Below are 20,673 nucleotides of genomic sequence, written 5' to 3'. Positions count from 1 at the left end.
GTAGCAAAACGAATATTATCTCAATATAACCCTAAGGTATCTCCTGTTGTGGTCCCCCTTGGAATAAATAATAAAAACTATTATGCAAAGAAAGACCCTGAAAATATTCATATCGCCTATTTCGGTCGTTTTGAAAATGTGCAGAAAGGATTTTTAAACTTTATCCAGGCAGCTGCTTTGCTAGAAAAAGAATTCTTACAACAGTATAAGGTGATTTTTTCTCTCTATGGTAAGGGATCTGAAATTCCATCAGTGTATTTGGATTTATTTGAAACCTGTGACCATCTGGAAGGAGAAGCACTGTACAGTGCGTACGCAAAAACAGATATTGTAGTAATGCCAAGTAATTATGAACCTTTTGGCCTTGTTGGCCTTGAAGCAATGGCATCCCATTGTTTATTGCTTTGTACTGAACACCTAGGAATGGATGAATATGCCGTACCAGGTAAAACCTGTGTAACTATAAAAAGCGATCCTCATTCGTTAGCTAAAACTATAAAAGAGGTCGTAAGGAATTATAATGCCTATCAAGATATTATTGAAAATGGTTATCAAGAATCCTTAAAATGGACATGGCAAAGGTCTGCATGGGCACACTATACACTTTTTAAGCAGATACATAAGAATCGTTTACCAAATTTGCAAATGGCATACAACGCTTCATTTTATAAATCGTTACAGCAATTTAAAACTACTTTTAATAATTCAGATGCGGATAAAGTAAAAGAACTACTTTATTCAGTTCTTTCATATAATATTCCACTATATAAAGATAAAAAAGTTTTGTTATTAACAGTTGGCGAACTAGAAAATAGTTCCGAAGGAATCCCTGAAAATTGGGAACTCTGTTCTGTTACTACTAAAAATAAGGATGGACTATATTCACGGCTTGAATCGTTAGTGTATGAAGATAATACTTTTGCATATGTTTTTGTCGTTGGTGCATGGGAATGGGTTATAAACCCAGAAATTGCTCTTAAAGAATTATACAGAATTGTAATCAATAACTTGTATATCTTTTATTTAAAACCATCAAAACAATTTGCATGGCAGACAATACAGATGGAACATTCGGAAGACTGGAATGTATTGCAAAATGCAATACATTATCCCTGGCAAGGTCCTTCGTATGAAGGATTAGATATTAAAGGTTTTCCAGACTGCTACAATTATGTAATCTGGAACAAGGAAGGCTGAAATGAAAATGTTTCTAGAAGGATTCCAGGAACTGGACCATGCGGCGCTCATCAATGTAAATGGTGGGTATGCTACTATCTGGGCTGACACTACAAATACTACAGCGGTTCAGAATAATGGCTATTCAAATGCAGGGAGTTCGAGCACAGGATATTTAAATGTTGGTTCTGTTTATGGTTATACTACTATTGGTTCTGTGAATTCATATTGGAATATTGCGAGTATATATACCTAGACAACTTCTCCAACAGTAAGTTCTCCTACCCCCACATTGGAGCAAGCCATTAATAGTAATCTAGACCAACAATATATTATTGGTACTAATGACTGTGATGTCTGGGCTTATGAAGTTATGAACCAATCTGGCCATTATGTTAAAGGGTTTTCAAATCCTTGGGGTACTAATTGTGCAAATCATTACAACAATGTTGCAGCTGCCAATTCTGATGAGCTTTATAATTCAGCACAGTTGCAAACGGGTCAGTATTATCTTGGAATAAATCAAGGACATGCATTTCTCGTGCAAAGGAATAGTGATGGTACATTTAATGTTGCTCAACAAACTAAACCGGGTAGTGTATCGACATTTGCCTATGGCATGTCTGCTGATCAATTTAATTCAAATTATGGGAATTCTCTAAACGCATTATATGCGAGGATACAATAATGAAGAAACTACTAATAATGGCACTGATAATAATCAGTAGCAAAATCTATGCACAATATTCTGCGCCAACAAAGGGCTATTTTATTGACAAGAAAGAAGCAGGCGAATTATTATCTTCAATTATATCTGAGCCTATAAATAATTCGTTCCGTAAAGAGATTTTTCTAATACTATCAGAAGTCTTTTCTTCAACTGGTAACATGGATCCTTATTTTATTAAGTTAACAGCTATAAATGAAAAATCTGGTTTTCCTGGAACGTATTCTGAATCACGAATGAAAGAATTTAATTATTATCTTATCCTTTTCAAGGATACTAAATGGCGTGTTCCAATCAATAGTATAAATGGAGGATATAAACTTTCTTCTATAGATTTTAATAAAAAGGGTGTTTTTGAGATCTTCGATTTTTCTGGTTGGTTTATACTTATTTCTCAATCAAATTCAACAGGAATATGTGCAGTCGTCGTATCTGGTAATGCTAATTAATTATGTGCTGCAATGGAAATAAAACCATCAAAACAATTTGCATGGCAGACAATACAGATGGAACATGCGGAAGACTGGAATATATTGCAAAATGCAATACATTATCCCTGGCAAAGTCCTTCGTATGAAGGATTAGATATTAAAGGTTTTCCAGACTGCTACAATTATGTAATCTGGAACAAGGAAGGCTGAAATGAAAATGTTTCTAGAAGGATTCCAGGAACTGGACCATGGGGAACTCATCAAAGTAAATGGAGGATATGCTACTATCTGGGCTGACACTACAAATAATACAGCGGTTCAGAATAATGGCTATTCAAATGCAGGAAGTCTTGGCTCGGGTTATTCTACTAATAGTTCAATTTATGGTTACATTGCGATTGGTTCGGTAAATCCCTATGGTAATGTTGCAAGCGCAGTACCCGCAGAGCAGGTTTGTACAAATCCTGATGATTATCATTGTGACATTATAGCCTATAATGAAGCAGTGGAACATGGAGTATCGAACCCAGGGACAGGTGATTGGAATAAAGTAACAGTAAATACGATTTATGAAAATCAATTTGCAACAAAGGCTGGTGCTTCTTTTTCAGCAAACCAGAAAGGTTACATTTTTTATGATGATGGAAATGATGGCACTATGGACCATATGGAATACTTTGAAGCATCTGCGGATGGACACCACTATACTGTATGGACTACGGATGGAAAAAATAATCCAACACCAACGGTTTATGATTATAATTCTGATATTAATGGTCATGCCAAAACTGGAACGATTGCAAAATTTGTTGTTTTGCAATAAAAGGAGGTAAATAGAAATGAAGAAAATATATTTTATTTGCATGATATGTTTATTATTTACTGCGGCTCTGTTCTCAGATACAGTAGATATACTATTTATTACTACAAAAGGCAATGTTATTAGAAAAGTAGATTCAGATGTTAAAATGATTACTATTAGTGCAAGTGATCAATTTCCTTATGATATAACCAATATTAAAAATCTTGATGCTCTAAAAAAATTAGAACGAATAGATATATATAATGTTACAACCATTAAAGACTATAGTTTTCTAACAAAATGCAAGAATATAAAATATTTAGGGTTTGCAAATTGTAAAGTATATGATCTACATTTTCTTGAAAGAATGAGTAACTTAGAGATGATTGATATTGAATTATTAAAATTAAATAAAAATGATTTAGAAAAAATACGTTCAGAACCGATTGATCTATCAGGGCTTAAATATTTAAAATTTCTTCGATTTGTTGCACATGATCTTGAGAGAGTCCCGCTATTTATACATGTGAATACTAAGCCCTATCTAGCTATAGATAATAATAATATTTCTAAAATTACCGATGAAGATATACAGTTATTAGGACAATATTCATTAATAAATATAGATGCAAATCCAGTGGTGAATAATAAAAAAGAATATGAAAAACTTGCAAAACTTCCAATATTAAGAGAGGGGGATAAACTACCTGAAGAAATAAAGAAATATTATTAGTATATAAAATAATAGCCTTTGTTAATATTTATACAATATTAGCAAAGGCTATTAAAGAATGAAAGAAGCGGAAAAAAGGATTCAATATTAAAGGTTTTCCAGACTGCTACAATTATGTAATCTGGAACAAGGAAGGCTGAAATGAAAATGTTTCTAGAAGGGTTCCAAGAACTGGACCATGCGGAACTCATCAATGTAAATGGTGGATATGCTACTATCTGGGCTGACACTACAAATACTACAGCGGTTCAGAATAATGGCTATTCAAATGCAGGAAGTTCGAGCACAGGCTCACTCATCTCAAAAAACGGCTACTTAAATGTTGCATCTAGTTGGTTTGATAAAAATAGTGGAGAAAAATTAACAAATAATGAAACAATTCTACAAATTATAATTGGTTCTGCCGAAATGATTGCTGGTTTTGTTGGTGGTGTTGCTGCCGCTGAAGTATCTGGAGGTAGTAGTGTGTTTGTAGGAATTAATGTAATGGCTGATGGCGCAAATTTAGTAAGTGCTGGTATACAACACACTAAAGCAAACCCAGGAGATATGTATGTAAATTTAGCTTCGCCAATAACTGGTGAAGAAAATGGGATTCCAATTGTTTCTCCTTTACCATAATTATAGGGTAATTGTAGACATTAATATATTAAGGATTTGTTATGAAAACTAATATAGGATTAATTTTACTTGTATTTTCTTTTGGTTATCTTTTTTTAAATTCTTTGCGTAGCATTTTGATAGGAAAAGGTATTTTAAAGCACCCTATGTATGATAATGAAGATAAAAAGAAATATTTATTAAAAATGGGTTATATAAGTATACCTTTTACCTCTCTTGGGTTTATATTTTTTGTATACTTATTAATAATTGCAAAATAAAAATAATAAATAATTCCGCTTTAAAATATATTTGTTTTTAAAGCAGAATATTGTAATCGCTTAAAGGAAGGCTGAAATGAAAATGTTTCTAGAAGGATTCCAGAAACTGGACCATGCGGAACTCATCAACGTAAATGGTGGATATGCTACTATCTGGGCTGACACTACAAATAATACAGCGGTTCAGAATAATGGCTATTCAAATGCAGGGAGTTCGAGCACAGGATATTTAAATGTTGGTTCTGTTTATGGTTACATTGCGATTGGTTCGGTAAATCCCTATGGTAATGTTGCAAGCGCAGTGCTAAATGAAGGAAATAATATTACAACTGCCATTAATGATAGCATAAATTCTCATTCAAATGAACAATATATTTATGGAAAAAATGATTGTGATATTTGGGTGGAAAAAGTTTTGAAAGATGCTGGAATAGATATTTCTTATATATGGGGTTCTGCGATATCTAATGATGTTGATCAACATGAAAAAATGTTGGAAGGTAAAACTGCAAATGTACCACAAACAGGTTTTAGTGTAGTTTTAATGACAGATCATAAACCAACTAATAATTTTATTTCACATACTGGAATACTTGAACTTCATTCAGATGGTAGTTGTACTTTATATCAACATTCCAGATCATCTGAATTAAAAGAAGATTATCCGTCTATACAACAATTCCAAAACACCTATGGATATAACGATTTTGATTATTATTATTTAGGGAAATAATTATGAAAAAAAATAATTTTTACTTATTGTTTATAATATTTTTATTTTTTCCAGTATTAAATGGTTTGTGCGATGATTATTTAAATCGTCCATATATAGGAAATGATGGTAAATGGGGTGTAATTGATAATAATCTAAATATTATTATACCATCTATGTATGAATATGCAGGATTCTTTACAGGAGAATATTCTAATGTAAAGTTAGATAGTAAAACATGGGGGTTAGTAAACAAAAATAATGAAATTGTATACACTATAAATAATATAGAAGAGTTGTATCCTATGTATAATGGTTGGTCAAGGTTTAAAGATAAAAACGGTAAATATGGATATATAAATGAAAAAGGAAAATTGTTAATAAGTAATCTTTACTGGGCATTAGATTTTAAAGAAGGTGTTGCACCGATAAAAATAAATAAAGATGAAAAATCTATATATATAAATATTAATAATGAAAATGAATTTCCAGATTTTAAAGCTGATTGGTGTTATTCTTTTAAAGACGGATATGCTATTATAAAAAGTAATGATAAATATGGTGTAATAGATAGAAATGGTAAAATAAGAATTCCTTGTATTTATGAGTTTATAGATTATAAAGGAGAAGGTTATTGGGCTGTAACAGATGTACAAAATAAATATGTCTCTTATCTTGTAGATGCTAATGGCGAAAAAGTAGGAACTGTTCTGTTTAGACAATGTTCTAATATAAAACACAATATTGCATATATAAATCTTATCTCTGAACCTAAAGAGAATTATAGAAGATATGATATAAAAAAAGATATAGTAAATCAAATTATTGAGAATTGGATTTTAGATAATGGTAATGTATGTACAGAATTTCTTGCAGTCTCTAAAAAGGATTCACAAGGGAATTGGTATGTACATATTGAAGATTATTTTGGAAATTTGATAAGTCCAATTAAATATAATAAATATTTAGATGATATAAATGGTATTTTTAGAATGGAGTACAAAAATAAGGAATGCTATGTAAATATAAAAGGAGAAATATTTTATCCTTAAATAGGTTAGCGGAAATATTTTTTAAGGAAGGAAAATTAAGCTGTATGTTAAATTAAAGGAGGCGTGAACTATATCAACCTGATCTCATCAACATCAGCGATAGCTATGCATGGCAGACAATACAGATGGAATATGCGGAAGACTGGAATATATTGCAAAATGCAATACATTATCCTTGGCAAAGTCCTTCGTATGAAGGATTAGATATAAAAGGTTTTCCAGACTGCTACAATTATGTAATCTGGAACAAGGAAGGCTGAAATGAAAATGTTTCTAGAAGGATTCCAGGAACTGGACCATGCGGCGCTCATCAATGTAAATGGTGGGTATGCTACTATCTGGGCTGACACTACAAATACTACAGCGGTTCAGAATAATGACTATTCAAATGCAGGAAGTCTTGGCTCGGGTTATTCTACTAATAGTTCAATTTATGGTTACATTGCGATTGGTTCGGTAAATCCCTATGGTAATGTTGCAAGCGCAGTACCCGCAGAGCAGGTTTGTACAAATCCTGATGATTATCATTGTGACATTATAGCCTATAATGAAGCAGTGGAACATGGAGTATCGAACCCAGGGACAGGTGATTGGAATAAAGTAACAGTAAATACGATTTATGAAAATCAATTTGCAACAAAGGCTGGTGCTTCTTTTTCAGCAAACCAGAAAGGTTACATTTTTTATGATGATGGAAATGATGGCACTATGGACCATATGGAATACTTTGAAGCATCTGCGGATGGACACCACTATACTGTATGGGTTACAAAAGGAATAGAAGATCCCACCCCTAAGGTTTATGACTATTATTCTGATATAAATGGTTCCTGCCGTGATGGAACTATAGCGAAATTTGTTGCTTTGCAATAAAAAGAGGTAAATAGAAATGAAGAAAATATATTTTATTTGCATGATATGTTTATTATTTACTGCGGCTCTGTTTTCAGAGACAATAGATATACTATTTGTTACAACAACAGGAAATGTTATTAGAAAAGTAGATTCTGATATTAGTAAAATTACTATAAGTGAAAGCGATCAATTTCCGTACGAAATAACCGATATAAAAAATCTTGATGCTTTAAAGAAATTAGAGCAAATAGATATATATCGTGTTACATCAATAAAAGATTATAGCTTTCTGACTAAATGTATAAATTTAAAGAATATAGGGTTTGTTGTTTGTGAAATACATGATTTACATTTTCTTGAAAAAATGAGTAACTTAGAGGTTATAGATATTGATATGTTAGCGTTAGATAAAAAAGATATAGAAAAAATACGTTCAGAACCAATAGATTTATCAGCGCTTAAAAAATTAAAATTTCTTCGGTTTTCTGTATACAACTTAGAGAGGGTTCCGCTATTTGTACATGTGAATACTAAGCCTTATCTCGCAATAGATAACTGTAATATTTCACATATTAGTGATGAAGATATTCAGTTATTAAAGCAGTATTCTTTAATAAATATAGATGCGAATCCTGTAATGAATATCAAAGAAGAATATGAAAAGCTTGCAAATCTCCCCATATTAAGAGAAGGTGAAAGATTACCAGAAGAAATAAAAAAATATTATTAGTATATAAAATAATAGCCTTTGTTAATATTTATACAATATTAGCAAAGGCTATTAAAGAATGAAAGAAGCGGAAAAAAAAGGATTCAATATTAAAGGTTTTCCAGACTGCTACAATTATGTAATCTGGAGTAAGGAAGGCTGAAATGAAAATGTTTCTAGAAGGGTTCCAAGAACTGGACCATGCGGAACTCATCAATGTAAATGGTGGATATGCTACTATCTGGGCTGACACTACAAATACTACAGCGGTTCAGAATAATGGCTATTCAAATGCAGGAAGTTCGAGCACAGGCTCACTCATCTCAAAAAACGGCTACTTAAATGTTGCATCTAGTTGGTTTGATAAAAATAGTGGAGAAAAATTAACAAATAATGAAACAATTCTACAAATTATAATTGGTTCTGCCGAAATGATTGCTGGTTTTGTTGGTGGTGTTGCTGCCGCTGAAGTATCTGGAGGTAGTAGTGTGTTTGTAGGAATTAATGTAATGGCTGATGGCGCAAATTTAGTAAGTGCTGGTATACAACACACTAAAGCAAACCCAGGAGATATGTATGTAAATTTAGCTTCGCCAATAACTGGTGAAGAAAATGGGATTCCAATTGTTTCTCCTTTACCATAATTATAGGGTAATTGTAGACATTAATATATTAAGGATTTGTTATGAAAACTAATATAGGATTAATTTTACTTGTATTTTCTTTTGGTTATCTTTTTTTAAATTCTTTGCGTAGCATTTTGATAGGAAAAGGTATTTTAAAGCACCCTATGTATGATAATGAAGATAAAAAGAAATATTTATTAAAAATGGGTTATATAAGTATACCTTTTACCTCTCTTGGGTTTATATTTTTTGTATACTTATTAATAATTGCAAAATAAAAATAATAAATAATTCCGCTTTAAAATATATTTATTTTTAAAGCAGAAGAGCGCCTCTAAAAATCGGTTAGATTTTTAGGGCGCCTGAGCAAATCCTTACAGGATTTGCATATAAGCTAAAGTAGACTTCTAAAAACTGAAGTTTTTAGAAGTTCCCAGAATATAGTAATCGCTTAAAGGAAGGCTGAAATGAAAATGTTTCTAGAAGGATTCCAGGAACTGGACCATGCGGCGCTCATCAATGTAAATGGTGGGTATGCTACTATCTGGGCTGACACTACAAATACTACAGCGGTTCAGAATAATGGTTATTCAAATGCAGGAAGTTCGAGCACAGGATATTTAAATGTTGGTTCTGTTTATGGTTATACTACTATTGGTTCTGTGAATTCATATTGGAATATTGCGAGTATATATACCCAGACAACTTCTCCAACAGTAAGTTCTCCTACCCCCACATTGGAGCAAGCCATTAATAGTAATCTAGTCCAACAATATATTATTGGTACTAATGACTGTGATGTCTGGGCTTATGAAGTTATGAACCAATCTGGCCATTATGTTAAAGGGTTTTCAAATCCTTGGGGTACTAATTGTGCAAATCATTACAACAATGTTGCAGCTGCCAATTCTGATGAGCTTTATAATTCAGCACAGTTGCAAACGGGTCAGTATTATCTTGGAATAAATCAAGGACATGCATTTCTCGTGCAAAGGAATAGTGATGGTACATTTAATGTTGCTCAACAAACTAAACCGGGTAGTGTATCGACATTTGCCTATGGCATGTCTGCTGATCAATTTAATTCAAATTATGGGAATTCTCTAAACGCATTATATGCGAGGATACAATAATGAAGAAACTACTAATAATGGCACTGATAATAATCAGTAGCAAAATCTATGCACAAAATTCTGCGCCAACAAAGGGCTATTTTATTGACAAGAAAGAAGCAGGCGAATTATTATCTTCAATTATATCTGAGCCTATAAATAATTCGTTCCGTAAAGAGATTTTTCTAATACTATCAGAAGTCTTTTCTTCAACTGGTAACATGGATCCTTATTTTATTAAGTTAACAGCTATAAATGAAAAATCTGGTTTTCCTGGAACGTATTCTGAATCACGAATGAAAGAATTTAATTATTATCTTATCCTTTTCAAGGATACTAAATGGCGTGTTCCAATCAATAGTATAAATGGAGGATATAAACTTTCTTCTATAGATTTTAATAAAAAGGGTGTTTTTGAGATCTTCGATTTTTCTGGTTGGTTTATACTTATTTCTCAATCAAATTCAACAGGAATATGTGCAGTCGTCGTATCTGGTAATGCTAATTAATTATGTGCTGCAATGGAAATAAAACCATCAAAACAATTTGCATGGCAGACAATACAGATGGAACATGCGGAAGACTGGAATATATTGCAAAATGCAATACATTATCCCTGGCAAAGTCCTTCGTATGAAGGATTAGATATTAAAGGTTTTCCAGACTGCTACAATTATGTAATCTGGAACAAGGAAGGCTGAAATGAAAATGTTTCTAGAAGGATTCCAGGAACTAGACCATGGAGAACTCATCAAAGTAAATGGAGGATATGCTACAGCACCAAATAGCAGCTATTCAAGTGTAGGAAGTTACAACACAGGCTATCCAAATGTTGGATCCAGTACTGGATATACTACTGCCGGTTCTTTGAATTCATATTGGAATATTGCAAGCGCAGTACCCGCAGAACAAGTGTGTACAAATCCTAGTGATTATCATTGTGACATAATTGCTTATAATACGGCAGTGGAACATGGAATAACCAATCCTGGAACGGGAGATTGGAATAAAGTAACAGTAAATACGATTTATGAAAATCAATTTGCAACAAAGGCTGGAAATAAACCTATAGCTGGAAGTAAGGGATATATATTTTATGATTGGGCTTCAACCTCTGGTAATGCTAAAGACCATATGGAGTATTATGAATGTTCAGCAGATGGTAAAACATACACTGTTTGGGAGACTAATGGTTTAGATACTCCTGTCCCTAAAACATATACATTCGCAATAGATAATAATGGAAAAGGCGGAACAGGTTCCACAGCAGTTTTTGTTCAATTAAATAATTAGGAGAAAATTAAGATGAAAAAGAAAAATAATTTGTTATTATTTTTAATTATTACTTTCAATATCTCATTATTTGCACAGGATGTAGAAATCAAGCTTCTTTATAAGGATGGCAGACAACAAATACAGAAGCTTAAAGCTGAAAGCAAGAAATTTACATTCTATGATAGTGAAGAAGGTCAAATAATAGAGGTTAAAAATCTTGAGAAACTTTTAGATTTAGAAGAATTAGAAGTATATAATGTAAGTAATATTAAAGACTGGACTTTTTTATGTTCTTTAAAAAAATTAAAAAGTCTTTATATGGCATCTGTAACAGTACCAAATTTGCAATTCTTATCTGATATGACACAATTAGAAAATATCAGTTTGAATGTTTATCTCTTAAAAGAAGAACAAAATAAACCTCTTGATTTATCAAAATTAACAAAATTAAAAAAAATACAAATATATACAGTACCACAATTAACATCTATTCCAAAGCTGATAAATGTTAAAAATAAACCCGAGCTAGATTTATCTAATAGCATGATAAGTTTTATTGCAGAAAATGAAGTTTCTATTTTAGAACAATTTAGCGTTATTAATATTACTTTCAGCCCAATTACTTTTGATTATATAAATAAGACTAAATGGTTAAAATATATAAATTTTAAAAAGGATAATTAATATTTTTCTTTTTCCGAGTCATAATAAATATATGGCTCGGAAAGTAATTTAATTCATTAATATTTTATGAAAGTAAGGATAATTAATCAATTATGAAATATACGGTGGTTCTTCAACATGACGAAACTGATTGTGGAGTTGCTTGTATTGCATCAATTGCAAAATATTATGGGAAAACTATAAGTTTTGCAAAAATAAGAACATTAGCTGGTACTGATCTAATGGGAACATCAGGCTTAGGAATTGTTCGTTCAGCTAAAGCTTTAGGATTTATGTGTAAAGGTTTGGTTTCCAAAGGAAAGAAATTGCCAAATGAATTGCCAGTTCCTTGTATTGCACATATTATACAAGATTATATTGATCATTATGTAGTTGTTTACAAGGCAAAAAAGAATAATATAGTAATTGCAGATCCAGCTACTGGAATAAAAAGAATTAAAATCGATACATTTATAGAAACATGGAGTGGAGTACTGTTTCTTATAGAACCAGAAGCAAATTTTTATAGCACACATGAATCAAAAAGCTTTTTTAATAATATATTAGAGATTCTAAAACTGTATAAAATATACATTATAGAAGTTATAATTGCGAGTGTTTTATTAAGTTTGATAGGAATTACCAGTTCATTTTATTTCAGATTTTTAATAGATGAAGTGCTTTCATCTGGATTAAAAATTACGCTTGCTACTATGTCTATTGGATATCTTGGTTTGATTATGTTTCAAACATTTATTAGTATTTCAAGAAACCAAATAATTATGCATATAAGTAGGGCTTCCTGAAAAACAAACAACTCTTTACAAAAGAAGCAAATACAGAGATAATCTCAATAAGAAGTGCACGGAAGAAAGGGGTAAGGCCTTAAAAAGCGTGCACTTTACTATGGGGTAACGATGTATAAGGAAAAGGAACAGGTACCTGAGTTTGAAGACTTTTATGTACCCTTCGGAGGACATTTACGAGAAGATAATCGATGGGTACGATTAGCCGCAATTATTCCATGGGAAGAGATAGAAGCTGAATATAAAAAATGTTTTTCAAAACGAATTGGAAGAACAGCCAAGACCGTACGGCTCGCCTTGGGATCATTATTGATAAAAGAGAAATTACAATTAACAGATGAAGAAACGGTAGAAACAATACGAGAGAACCATTACCTGCAATATTTTTTAGGATATGAATCTTACAAAGATGAAAAACCCTTTGATCCAAGCATGATGGTTCATTTTCGAAAACGGCTTGGACCTGATGCAATAGCACAGATAAATGAGTTGATAGCGAAACGGTATCAAGAACAGGTAGAAGCAGAATCTGAAAAAAAACAGAACAAAGAAAACCAAAAGGATGACCATGATCATGGAAATCGAGGGCAACTCATTATAGATGCCACGTGCGTCCCCCAGGATATCCGGCATCCCCATGATGTCACTTTATTGGATGAAGCGCGAAGGAAAACAGAAAAGATAATTGATACGTTATATGAAGCGAGTGAGCTCACCATAAAACCACGAACCTATAGAAAACAGGCCCGTATCAAATATCTCAATTTTATACGAGGGCGACGAAGAACAAAAAAAGAAATACGCAGAGCGATTCGGACCCAACTCCAATACATACGACGTAATTTACGGACTATCAATGAATTACAAAACAAGGTTCCCAGTACAACGTTGAGTGCAAAACAGCGACGTGATCTTATCGTGATACATGAGGTTTACCGGCAACAGGTACAGATGTATAAGGGAAAGACCCATTCGATATCGGGAAAAATCGTCAGTATCAGTCAACCCCATGTACGACCAATAGCCCGAGGTAAAGCAAAAGCGGCCTTTGAATTCGGAGCAAAACTATCAGCATCGATGACCGAACACGGGATGATTTTTATAGATCGATTACAATGGGAACCCTATAACGAACAAGAAGATTTGCCAACACAAATAGAAAAATATAAGAGGCGATGTGGTCGATATCCGGAATCGGTGCATGCCGATAAAATATATCGGACACGAGCAAACCGAGCCTATTGTGAAGCTCGAGGAATACGATTGTCTGGACCACCCTTAGGCAGACCGATTAAAGAAACATTAGAGAATAAAAAGATAGTACGACAGCTACGAAAGATTCAAAGACTTGACGAAGCCATTCGACAAGCGATTGAAGGTGGCTTTGGATATATGAAACGAAAGTTTGGTCTTGGTACAATCTATGAAAAATTACGCGAAACTAGTGAAACAGCAATTATGGTATGTGTATTGCTGACCAACTGTGAAAAAATCCTGAGGGATCTTTTTATGCGCTTTTTATTTTTACTTGGTTTTAAACCTCATAAATCATATTTGAAAGTTTTAGTATACTAAATTAAACCCATTTTAACGTAAAAAAGTTTTGAAATATCATTTTTAGACATTTTCAGTAGGCCCTAAGTAATAAAATAGATGCAGTTTTAATATTTAAATATTTATTTCATGTATTTCATCTTCCAATGGATTTCTTCGGTAAACGTAAGGTCGGTGAAATAATTTCACGCCTTAATGATATTGAGATTATAAGAAATGCTATATCAATGACAACAATGTCAGTTGTTATTGATAGTATTATGATAATACTCGGTACATTTGTTCTTTTTGCCTTTGGTTCATCTTTAATAATCATTGCAATTATTTCAGTTATACTATCTACTATTATATCATGGATATTTGCAAAACAATATAAGAGAAAGATAAAAGAAAAAGCAAAAATTGATGCTGAAAAACAATCTAGTATTGTTGAAAGTATTAATGGCATAACAACAATTAAAGCGCTTGCAACAGAAGATGTTGCTTTTGCAAGAGTAGAAAGGCTGATAGTTGAATCAATTAATAAGGGTATAATGCTTGGAACCATGAGTAATATTCAAAATCAATTACAAGTATTAATTTCTCAGGTTGGAACTCTTACTATATATTGGATAGGTAGTTTGGCTATTCTAGAGGGAAAGTTATCATTAGGTCAGCTTATATCATTTAATATGATACTTTCATATTTTATGGGACCTTTAGCAAGACTTCTTTCATTGCAGCCAAACCTACAAGAAGCTATTGTATCAGCTGAACGTTATAGTGAAATACTTGAGTTACCAACAGAAGAGCTATCGAAAGGTGATATTCAATTAAATACTATACAAGGTGCTATAGAAATTAAAAATCTTAATTTTACATATGGAACAAGAGGATATAATCTTCAGAATATTAATCTGTCAATAAATGCAGGTGAGAAAATCGCTGTTGTTGGACCATCTGGTTCAGGGAAATCTACACTTACCAAATTAATAATGAAATTTTATAAAATAGAAGATGGATCAATAACAATAGATGGTTATAATATTAATGATGTTGATACTTATAGTTTACGCTCTTTAATCGGATATGTACCACAAGAAATTCTTCTATTCAGTGGGACTATTGCAGAAAATATTGCCTGGGGTGCTGAGAATCCTACTTTAAAAGATGTAATCTCAGCTGCTATAGCAGCAAATGCTCATGAATTTATAAACAATCTTCCAGATAGATACTTTACAAAAGTAGGCGAACGAGGTGCCACGCTTTCAGGGGGAGAGCGACAACGAATTGCGTTAGCAAGAGTTTTATTACGAAAGCCAAAATTGCTTATATTAGACGAAGCTACTTCAAGTCTTGATAGTATTTCAGAAAAGATCATTATGTCTGCTGTAGATAGATTAGCTGAAGGAATAACTACAATTATCGTTGCTCATCGACTTTCTACTATAAAGCACTGCGATAAAATATTTGTTATGAATAATGGTCAAGTGATAGAGAACGGATGTCATGAAGAATTGATAAGGCAAAATAGCATGTATAAGAAGTTATAGATTGCACAAGAAGGGGAGAAATCTTTATGAATAAAGTACAATTTTTGCCTATAGAAATGTTAGGAACAACGAAAGAATATCTTTCATATCGTATTCCAGCTATAGCTCGTTATTTTATTTGGTTATGTTTTTTATTGGTGCTCTGCATTATTGGTTTTATCTTTTTAGGAAAGTATGAAACTACTGTAAAAGCAAGCGGCATTATACGACCCGAAATGGATGTATCTATAATTAAAAATGTGTTTGCAGGAAAAATTGTATTATTGAATTATAAAAGAAGTCAAAAAGTAAAGAAAGGTGATATTTTGCTAAAAATAGATACAGAAAACCTGGAAGCTCAAAAAGAATCCTTAGTTTCTCAGTTAAAGGATATAAAACTTCGGATAGAAGGATTAAATGCAATATCTAATGCCTTATATCTTAATAAAAAAAGTATATCAACAGGTTCGCCAGTATTCCAGGCACGATATGATGCTTTTATAACGGAGGAAAATCGTCTTGCATCGAAAATGAATTCAGATAAACGTTTATGGGAAGAAGAATTAGAATTACCTCCTTCTGCAACAACTAATGATAAAATAAAAAATCTTAAAGATAATTATATTTATTCTATGTTTACTCTCGAATCTTTTAGAAGTCAGTTTAAAAGCACCATACTCGATGAATTGGAAAGGGCTTTATTAGAAAGCAATAATGTCCAGAGCCAATTAAAGAATGTTTTATTAAATATTGAATATTCTACTTTAATTGCACCCATTGATGGAACAATTCAAGAAGCATCCTTATTTAATATCGGAGATTTTCTTGCATCAGGTCAGGAAGTAATGAAAATTGTCCCAGATAATAATGAACTTCCCCATGTGGAATTAATGGTTCCTGCTCGAGATATAGGTAAATTAAGTAATGGTTTAACTTGTAAACTCCAGTTTCCTGCTTTCCCATATAATGAATATAAAGGGGCTACTGGTAAAATAATAATAATTTACCCAGATGTCGTTAGTGATTCAAAAGGAAATCTTGTTTTTAAGGTTATTACCGATATGGATAAGTCCTGTATTACCGATACAAAAGGCAGGGAGTATCCATTGCGTGTAGGACTTGAGGTATCAGCAAAAATAATTTTGGAGGCGAAGCCTATATATATTACTATTTTGAATAATATAGGGTTGTACTTATAACTATGATAAGGAACATAATAGTATTAATTATTATTTATTTATTTATTCTTCAATCAAATAATGGTTTTTCCCAGGATGTTTGTTCGGTAATCTCTGATTTACAAAATAAAAATATATATAATGATATAGCAGCTTTAATTATTAATTATAATGTACTATACCAAAAAGCGATGGCTGAATATAGGGCCGCTAGTATAATTCAAATGCAAAAAGATTTAGAGTTCTTACCTAAGATTTCAATCAATCCAAATTATACTATTTCTAAAAACGATTTTTTTGGTGAACAATCTGCAATAGATCTGCAAATATCATTATTGGAAGAGCTTCCATTTGGCGGATATATGCAATTGCAAACAAATCAAAATATGTATTTTCCGAATAAGGATTCTACAAATTATTTATATAGTCCCAATTTTAGCACTAATGTAAATATACCATATTTATTTAATCAAGATTTAGCAATTTACAATTATTCATTAAATCGAAGACTACGAAGATTTGAACAGGATGTTGCCTATTGGAATTTATTACAAGCCTATATTTATGCTCAACATAATGGCATAGAAAAAGTCGGTAAGTTTCTTTTAACAAAGATGACAGTAAAAAATTATGAAAATCGTGAGCAATTACTGAAGCTGCAGGCCGAAGATGATGAAAAAATGCTTAAACTTGGTAAGCTTTCATTTATTGATATTTCGAAAAGGGATCGTGATCGATTTCAAAATACGACAGATCTAGAAATGTATCGGGCAGTATTAAAAGAATATGAGAATTATATTGATGATTTACATATAAAAAATGTGATAGATGATGTTGATATTGAAAAATTTTTTGATTATTGGGAGAAGATTAGTATGGATGAAATATATATAAAAAGTATTTCAAAAAAGATTGATTCAATGAAAAATATGAATCAATTAAGCCAGGATTGTATTACGGTGAGCCCACCTGTCAAGACCATTATAAAGAAAAAATAAGGTGGATAGAGTATGGGGGCTCAAGCAGTGAGAGCCTCCTCTAATGGTAGGGTAGATCTAAATGCCTGAGCATAGATTTCATCTGGTGTAGCATAGTCCAACGATTGATGGTACCGTTTACTGTTGTAAAAAGTTACATAGGTTTTTAGTCCCTCCTTGAGTTCAGTCATGGTTTGATAGTCTTTGATATAAATATCTTCATACTTGATGGTACGCCAGACCCGTTCCATGTAAATATTATCAAGAGCTCGATTTTTGCTATCCATACTGATACGAATGCCATACGATTCAAGGACTGAAATAAACGCTTCGCTAGTAAACTGACTCCCCTGATCCGTATTGAAGATAGCCGGGATTCCCCACTGTTTGATTGATTCTTCAAGGGAAGCTACACAAAAGTCCGTATCCATGGTATTTGAGACCTTCCAGGACAATATCTTACGAGAATACAGGTCGAGTATGACCACCAGGTACACAAAGCCTTTACCGAGCTTAATGTAGGTGATATCCGTCGCCCAGACCTGGTTAGGAATCCAAAGCACCATGTTTTTAAGCAGATAGGGGTACTTTTTATGCCCTTTAGAGCGAATACTGGTCCGTTTTTTGGGATATATGGCCCGTAAACCAGCTTTATGCATGATACGACGCACCTGTTTCCGTGTTACCCCCATATCTGCTAAGGCACGAGCTATTTTGCGATACCCATAAAACGGGTGAACTTTGAGCTCTTCCAGGATGGCATTCAAAATGGCAAGGTCTCTATCTTCGTCCTTTTCTACGGCCTTGTAGTAATAACTTGCTCGAGTTATTCCCAGTATTCGGCATTGCTCTCGTATCGATAAGTCTGGATAGTCCGGTTCTATAGCGGCGGTTCGGTCCCGTATAATTGTTTGTACTTTTTTTTTAAGAATTCGTTCTCTATCTGGAGCTTACCGATTTGTTTATACAGTTCATCCTGTTTCTGCTCCAGCTCGTGCCGTTCCGTATCCTTCCCTGGCTTTTCAAAGAGCACTTCAGCTCCTTCAAGAAGCTGTTTCTTCCAGAGGGTCACCATGTTTGGATGAACCTCATAAAGAGCTGCTAGTTCCTGGACCGTTTTATCACCGCGAAGGGCTTCGAGAGCCACCTTCGCTTTAAATGCCTTATCGTATCGTTTCCTCATGTTGGTAGTTTCCTCCTGTTAGGCAGGTTATTTCTGTACTCCTACCACCTTATTTTTACATTTTTTTTGGCCCAGTTTCCAGGGCTCATTATATATCGCTATTTTATCATCTGATCCAAATCTCATTATAACTGCTACATTGAATCCTCAGTCTGAAAATTATGGTGATATCTCTCCCTGGATTACAATTAAAAATTATTGGGAAAGAAATCTGAAATTTTCATGGAGTGTTAGTGCAAGTTTATCAATAACAATTGATCCTTCATTACCAATATTTAAAGCAAGAGAGACTTTTAATAGTAAACAAAAGGTATACGAATATAAGCAGATTGAATTGGAAAAAAATGCATATGAGTTAAAATTACGCAGAGAAAGTGTATATGCAAATTTGAAAGAAAAAATTACTATTGCTGAGAAGATATATCAACTAGAACAATCTAGAACTAAATTAGCACAAGATTATCTAGTATCAGGGCGGCTTAGTGTTCTAGATTTTAAATTACAAGAGTGTGTTTTAGAGGATGCAAGAATTGCCCTTTTACAAAATAGATTAAATTATTTATTATCTGCCATAAGTTCTGAATGGTTATAAGTGATTTCACATGTTTACGCTATGCTTCATTTCTGCTATAGTGTGACCATGAAAATTCTCTTAACCAACGATGACGGTATCGCCTGTGATGGTATCTGGGCTTTAAAGAAAGAACTGGAAACCCTTGGGGCCCATGAGGTGTATATGGTAGTTCCTGAAGAAAACCGATCGGGCATTTCTCACGGTATTACCATGCAAGGCCCGATCCGGCTCAGACAAAAGGAAAAGCATGTCTGGGCCTGTTCGGGAACCCCCGCAGACTGTATTATTGTAAGCCTCCTGGGTGACCTGGCGATTCGGCCCGATGTGATCATCTCTGGAATTAACGAGGGCCCCAATCTGGGGACCGATATCATCTACTCGGGAACCGCCAGTGCCGCCCGGCAGGGAGCCCTTCATGGGATCCCCTCTATCGCGGTCAGCATGGGTTCCCATACAAAACCCTTTTATTATGACACCGCCGCTCGTTATATCATCAATCATATTGATGAACTCCTCGACCTCTGGCAACCGGAAACCTTTTTAAATATCAACGTGCCTAACACGAAAGATGAAATGATCGAATACCGCATCTCCCATCCATCCCGGCGCCGCTATAATGACCAGGTGGTCCGTTTTAACGCCCCCGATGGCCACCACTACTGCTTTTTAGAAGGCGGCGCAATCGAGACCAAAGAAGATGAAGGCTCGGACTGGCATGTGGTCGAATCAGGTCTGGTATCCATCAGTAAAATCTATATCCATCCCGTCGTTGTTCAGGACCTGCGTTTTACCATCCCATCCCCAGAAGCCAAAGGGGTAATGCCGTAAGGCCAGGCAGGTCAATATCATCTCGGATGACAAAGTCTGCAGATTTTTTTACTTTTTTTGATCCACCTACTTCAAGTAGGAATCTTATTACTTTTCCATTATGGAACTGAGATATTATAAAATCTCCCTTAGTTTCATCCTTGCTGGCATAGACATTCCAGCCTGAGTTGGTACAAAACATTGCAACCATTGCTTCACAAGCTGTTCCTATATTTGGGGCTTCCTGAAAAACAAACAACTCTTTACAAAAGAAGCAAATACAGAGATAATCTCAATAAGAAGTGCACGGAAGAAAGGGGTAAGGCCTT

At 33.5% G+C, this 20,673-nt stretch carries 30 protein-coding genes; 27 read left to right on the top strand and 3 right to left on the bottom strand.

Features of this window, described 5'->3' with window-relative positions:
* The first annotated feature begins 48 nt into the window (after positions 1-48).
* From SPICA_RS11185 to SPICA_RS11065, 25 genes are all read left to right on the top strand, one after another.
* Complete coding sequence (locus tag SPICA_RS11185; protein WP_169311878.1) at positions 49-1,197, top strand: glycosyltransferase; 1,149 nt, start codon at positions 49-51, stop codon at positions 1,195-1,197.
* A gap of 1 nt (position 1,198) precedes the next feature.
* On the top strand, positions 1,199-1,432 hold the full coding sequence (locus SPICA_RS11180) for a hypothetical protein (RefSeq protein ID WP_013969606.1): 234 nt from the start codon (positions 1,199-1,201) through the stop codon (positions 1,430-1,432).
* A 36-nt stretch (positions 1,433-1,468) separates the two neighbouring features.
* Positions 1,469-1,864, top strand: coding sequence for a hypothetical protein (locus tag SPICA_RS11175; protein ID WP_013969605.1), 396 nt, complete (start codon positions 1,469-1,471; stop codon positions 1,862-1,864).
* On the top strand, positions 1,864-2,352 hold the full coding sequence (locus SPICA_RS11170) for a hypothetical protein (RefSeq protein ID WP_013969604.1): 489 nt from the start codon (positions 1,864-1,866) through the stop codon (positions 2,350-2,352). Before SPICA_RS11175 ends, SPICA_RS11170 begins: the two co-directional genes overlap by 1 nt.
* Before the next feature lie 12 nt (positions 2,353-2,364).
* On the top strand, positions 2,365-2,544 hold the full coding sequence (locus SPICA_RS11165) for a hypothetical protein (RefSeq protein ID WP_041396225.1): 180 nt from the start codon (positions 2,365-2,367) through the stop codon (positions 2,542-2,544).
* 1 nt (position 2,545) lies between these two features.
* Positions 2,546-3,157, top strand: coding sequence for a hypothetical protein (locus tag SPICA_RS11160; protein WP_013969603.1), 612 nt, complete (start codon positions 2,546-2,548; stop codon positions 3,155-3,157).
* 16 nt (positions 3,158-3,173) lie between these two features.
* Complete coding sequence (locus tag SPICA_RS11155; RefSeq protein ID WP_013969602.1) at positions 3,174-3,869, top strand: leucine-rich repeat domain-containing protein; 696 nt, start codon at positions 3,174-3,176, stop codon at positions 3,867-3,869.
* Between the two features lie 141 nt (positions 3,870-4,010).
* Positions 4,011-4,490, top strand: a complete 480-nt coding sequence (locus SPICA_RS15770) for a hypothetical protein (RefSeq protein WP_013969597.1) — start codon at positions 4,011-4,013, stop codon at positions 4,488-4,490.
* A gap of 41 nt (positions 4,491-4,531) precedes the next feature.
* Positions 4,532-4,750 (top strand): hypothetical protein, encoded by a 219-nt coding sequence (locus tag SPICA_RS11145; protein ID WP_013969596.1) that lies wholly within the window; start codon positions 4,532-4,534, stop codon positions 4,748-4,750.
* A 76-nt stretch (positions 4,751-4,826) separates the two neighbouring features.
* Entirely contained in the window at positions 4,827-5,483 is a 657-nt protein-coding gene (locus tag SPICA_RS15765; protein WP_013969601.1) for a hypothetical protein, read from the top strand.
* 2 nt (positions 5,484-5,485) lie between these two features.
* Positions 5,486-6,514 carry a WG repeat-containing protein gene (locus tag SPICA_RS11135; RefSeq protein ID WP_013969600.1) on the top strand — a complete coding sequence of 343 codons (1,029 nt, stop codon included), beginning with the start codon at positions 5,486-5,488 and terminating at the stop codon, positions 6,512-6,514.
* Positions 6,515-6,775: 261 nt separating this feature from the next.
* Positions 6,776-7,387, top strand: a complete 612-nt coding sequence (locus SPICA_RS11130) for a hypothetical protein (RefSeq protein WP_013969599.1) — start codon at positions 6,776-6,778, stop codon at positions 7,385-7,387.
* A gap of 16 nt (positions 7,388-7,403) precedes the next feature.
* Positions 7,404-8,099 (top strand): hypothetical protein, encoded by a 696-nt coding sequence (locus tag SPICA_RS11125; protein ID WP_013969598.1) that lies wholly within the window; start codon positions 7,404-7,406, stop codon positions 8,097-8,099.
* 143 nt (positions 8,100-8,242) lie between these two features.
* On the top strand, positions 8,243-8,722 hold the full coding sequence (locus SPICA_RS15760) for a hypothetical protein (protein ID WP_013969597.1): 480 nt from the start codon (positions 8,243-8,245) through the stop codon (positions 8,720-8,722).
* A 41-nt stretch (positions 8,723-8,763) separates the two neighbouring features.
* Positions 8,764-8,982 carry a hypothetical protein gene (locus tag SPICA_RS11115; protein WP_013969596.1) on the top strand — a complete coding sequence of 73 codons (219 nt, stop codon included), beginning with the start codon at positions 8,764-8,766 and terminating at the stop codon, positions 8,980-8,982.
* Positions 8,983-9,171: 189 nt separating this feature from the next.
* Positions 9,172-9,837: a hypothetical protein gene (locus SPICA_RS15755; protein WP_013969595.1), complete on the top strand. Its 666-nt coding sequence runs from the start codon at positions 9,172-9,174 to the stop codon at positions 9,835-9,837.
* A complete protein-coding gene (locus tag SPICA_RS11105) occupies positions 9,837-10,325 on the top strand; it encodes a hypothetical protein (protein WP_013969594.1) in 489 nt (162 codons plus the stop codon). Before SPICA_RS15755 ends, SPICA_RS11105 begins: the two co-directional genes overlap by 1 nt.
* Positions 10,326-10,337: 12 nt before the next feature.
* Complete coding sequence (locus tag SPICA_RS11100) at positions 10,338-10,517, top strand: hypothetical protein (protein ID WP_041396225.1); 180 nt, start codon at positions 10,338-10,340, stop codon at positions 10,515-10,517.
* Between the two features lies 1 nt (position 10,518).
* The gene (locus tag SPICA_RS11095; protein ID WP_013969593.1) at positions 10,519-11,109 is read left to right on the top strand and encodes a hypothetical protein; all 591 of its coding nucleotides are present in this window, start codon (positions 10,519-10,521) and stop codon (positions 11,107-11,109) included.
* 12 nt (positions 11,110-11,121) lie between these two features.
* Positions 11,122-11,775: a hypothetical protein gene (locus tag SPICA_RS11090; RefSeq protein ID WP_013969592.1), complete on the top strand. Its 654-nt coding sequence runs from the start codon at positions 11,122-11,124 to the stop codon at positions 11,773-11,775.
* A gap of 92 nt (positions 11,776-11,867) precedes the next feature.
* The gene (locus SPICA_RS11085) at positions 11,868-12,560 is read left to right on the top strand and encodes a cysteine peptidase family C39 domain-containing protein (RefSeq protein ID WP_052296370.1); all 693 of its coding nucleotides are present in this window, start codon (positions 11,868-11,870) and stop codon (positions 12,558-12,560) included.
* A 111-nt stretch (positions 12,561-12,671) separates the two neighbouring features.
* Positions 12,672-14,135, top strand: coding sequence for an IS5 family transposase (locus tag SPICA_RS11080; RefSeq protein WP_013967564.1), 1,464 nt, complete (start codon positions 12,672-12,674; stop codon positions 14,133-14,135).
* 74 nt (positions 14,136-14,209) lie between these two features.
* Complete coding sequence (locus SPICA_RS11075) at positions 14,210-15,646, top strand: peptidase domain-containing ABC transporter (protein ID WP_335328887.1); 1,437 nt, start codon at positions 14,210-14,212, stop codon at positions 15,644-15,646.
* A gap of 26 nt (positions 15,647-15,672) precedes the next feature.
* Positions 15,673-16,824: an HlyD family secretion protein gene (locus SPICA_RS11070; RefSeq protein ID WP_013969591.1), complete on the top strand. Its 1,152-nt coding sequence runs from the start codon at positions 15,673-15,675 to the stop codon at positions 16,822-16,824.
* Positions 16,825-16,826: 2 nt separating this feature from the next.
* Positions 16,827-17,801 (top strand): hypothetical protein, encoded by a 975-nt coding sequence (locus SPICA_RS11065; protein ID WP_013969590.1) that lies wholly within the window; start codon positions 16,827-16,829, stop codon positions 17,799-17,801.
* Between the two features lie 20 nt (positions 17,802-17,821).
* On the opposite strand, the gene SPICA_RS11060 is transcribed toward SPICA_RS11065, so the two are convergent.
* Positions 17,822-18,664: an IS3 family transposase gene (locus tag SPICA_RS11060; protein WP_013968415.1), complete on the bottom strand. Its 843-nt coding sequence runs from the start codon at positions 18,662-18,664 to the stop codon at positions 17,822-17,824.
* Positions 18,661-18,963: a transposase gene (locus SPICA_RS11055; protein ID WP_013968416.1), complete on the bottom strand. Its 303-nt coding sequence runs from the start codon at positions 18,961-18,963 to the stop codon at positions 18,661-18,663. The genes SPICA_RS11060 and SPICA_RS11055 overlap by 4 nt, the downstream gene beginning before the upstream one ends.
* 139 nt (positions 18,964-19,102) lie before the next feature.
* Here SPICA_RS11055 and SPICA_RS11050 point away from each other — a divergent pair, with 139 nt between their 5' ends.
* Positions 19,103-19,555 carry a TolC family protein gene (locus SPICA_RS11050; RefSeq protein ID WP_013969589.1) on the top strand — a complete coding sequence of 151 codons (453 nt, stop codon included), beginning with the start codon at positions 19,103-19,105 and terminating at the stop codon, positions 19,553-19,555.
* A gap of 48 nt (positions 19,556-19,603) precedes the next feature.
* Positions 19,604-20,365, top strand: coding sequence for a 5'/3'-nucleotidase SurE (gene surE / locus SPICA_RS11045; protein WP_041396224.1), 762 nt, complete (start codon positions 19,604-19,606; stop codon positions 20,363-20,365).
* Here surE and SPICA_RS11040 read toward each other — a convergent pair.
* On the bottom strand, positions 20,325-20,555 hold the full coding sequence (locus SPICA_RS11040) for a hypothetical protein (RefSeq protein ID WP_041396223.1): 231 nt from the start codon (positions 20,553-20,555) through the stop codon (positions 20,325-20,327). The two genes, surE and SPICA_RS11040, sit on opposite strands and share 41 nt — an antisense overlap.
* Positions 20,556-20,673: the final 118 nt, after the last annotated feature.

The organism is Gracilinema caldarium DSM 7334 (assembly GCF_000219725.1).
GTDB lineage: Bacteria > Spirochaetota > Spirochaetia > Treponematales > Breznakiellaceae > Gracilinema > Gracilinema caldarium.
Note: the sequence above shows the minus strand (reverse complement) of the source record. Positions and strands in the feature narration are given on the sequence as shown.

Excerpts from the sequence above, each read along its gene's own strand:
- SPICA_RS11130 (WP_013969599.1), top strand. The coding sequence starts at position 6,776 with ATGAAAATGTTTCTAGAAGGATTCCAGGAACTGGACCATGCGGCGCTC.
- SPICA_RS11105 (WP_013969594.1), top strand. The coding sequence starts at position 9,837 with ATGAAGAAACTACTAATAATGGCACTGATAATAATCAGTAGCAAAATC.
- SPICA_RS11085 (WP_052296370.1), top strand. The coding sequence starts at position 11,868 with ATGAAATATACGGTGGTTCTTCAACATGACGAAACTGATTGTGGAGTT.
- SPICA_RS11090 (WP_013969592.1), top strand. The coding sequence starts at position 11,122 with ATGAAAAAGAAAAATAATTTGTTATTATTTTTAATTATTACTTTCAAT.
- SPICA_RS15760 (WP_013969597.1), top strand. The coding sequence starts at position 8,243 with ATGAAAATGTTTCTAGAAGGGTTCCAAGAACTGGACCATGCGGAACTC.
- SPICA_RS15755 (WP_013969595.1), top strand. The coding sequence starts at position 9,172 with ATGAAAATGTTTCTAGAAGGATTCCAGGAACTGGACCATGCGGCGCTC.
- SPICA_RS15765 (WP_013969601.1), top strand. The coding sequence starts at position 4,827 with ATGAAAATGTTTCTAGAAGGATTCCAGAAACTGGACCATGCGGAACTC.
- SPICA_RS11055 (WP_013968416.1), bottom strand. The coding sequence starts at position 18,963 with ATGAGGAAACGATACGATAAGGCATTTAAAGCGAAGGTGGCTCTCGAA.
- SPICA_RS11040 (WP_041396223.1), bottom strand. The coding sequence starts at position 20,555 with ATGGTTGCAATGTTTTGTACCAACTCAGGCTGGAATGTCTATGCCAGC.
- SPICA_RS11100 (WP_041396225.1), top strand. The coding sequence starts at position 10,338 with ATGGAAATAAAACCATCAAAACAATTTGCATGGCAGACAATACAGATG.
- SPICA_RS11065 (WP_013969590.1), top strand. The coding sequence starts at position 16,827 with ATGATAAGGAACATAATAGTATTAATTATTATTTATTTATTTATTCTT.
- SPICA_RS11135 (WP_013969600.1), top strand. The coding sequence starts at position 5,486 with ATGAAAAAAAATAATTTTTACTTATTGTTTATAATATTTTTATTTTTT.
- SPICA_RS11145 (WP_013969596.1), top strand. The coding sequence starts at position 4,532 with ATGAAAACTAATATAGGATTAATTTTACTTGTATTTTCTTTTGGTTAT.
- SPICA_RS15770 (WP_013969597.1), top strand. The coding sequence starts at position 4,011 with ATGAAAATGTTTCTAGAAGGGTTCCAAGAACTGGACCATGCGGAACTC.
- SPICA_RS11155 (WP_013969602.1), top strand. The coding sequence starts at position 3,174 with ATGAAGAAAATATATTTTATTTGCATGATATGTTTATTATTTACTGCG.
- SPICA_RS11170 (WP_013969604.1), top strand. The coding sequence starts at position 1,864 with ATGAAGAAACTACTAATAATGGCACTGATAATAATCAGTAGCAAAATC.
- SPICA_RS11160 (WP_013969603.1), top strand. The coding sequence starts at position 2,546 with ATGAAAATGTTTCTAGAAGGATTCCAGGAACTGGACCATGGGGAACTC.
- surE (WP_041396224.1), top strand. The coding sequence starts at position 19,604 with ATGAAAATTCTCTTAACCAACGATGACGGTATCGCCTGTGATGGTATC.
- SPICA_RS11095 (WP_013969593.1), top strand. The coding sequence starts at position 10,519 with ATGAAAATGTTTCTAGAAGGATTCCAGGAACTAGACCATGGAGAACTC.
- SPICA_RS11115 (WP_013969596.1), top strand. The coding sequence starts at position 8,764 with ATGAAAACTAATATAGGATTAATTTTACTTGTATTTTCTTTTGGTTAT.
- SPICA_RS11125 (WP_013969598.1), top strand. The coding sequence starts at position 7,404 with ATGAAGAAAATATATTTTATTTGCATGATATGTTTATTATTTACTGCG.
- SPICA_RS11080 (WP_013967564.1), top strand. The coding sequence starts at position 12,672 with ATGTATAAGGAAAAGGAACAGGTACCTGAGTTTGAAGACTTTTATGTA.
- SPICA_RS11180 (WP_013969606.1), top strand. The coding sequence starts at position 1,199 with ATGAAAATGTTTCTAGAAGGATTCCAGGAACTGGACCATGCGGCGCTC.
- SPICA_RS11070 (WP_013969591.1), top strand. The coding sequence starts at position 15,673 with ATGAATAAAGTACAATTTTTGCCTATAGAAATGTTAGGAACAACGAAA.
- SPICA_RS11165 (WP_041396225.1), top strand. The coding sequence starts at position 2,365 with ATGGAAATAAAACCATCAAAACAATTTGCATGGCAGACAATACAGATG.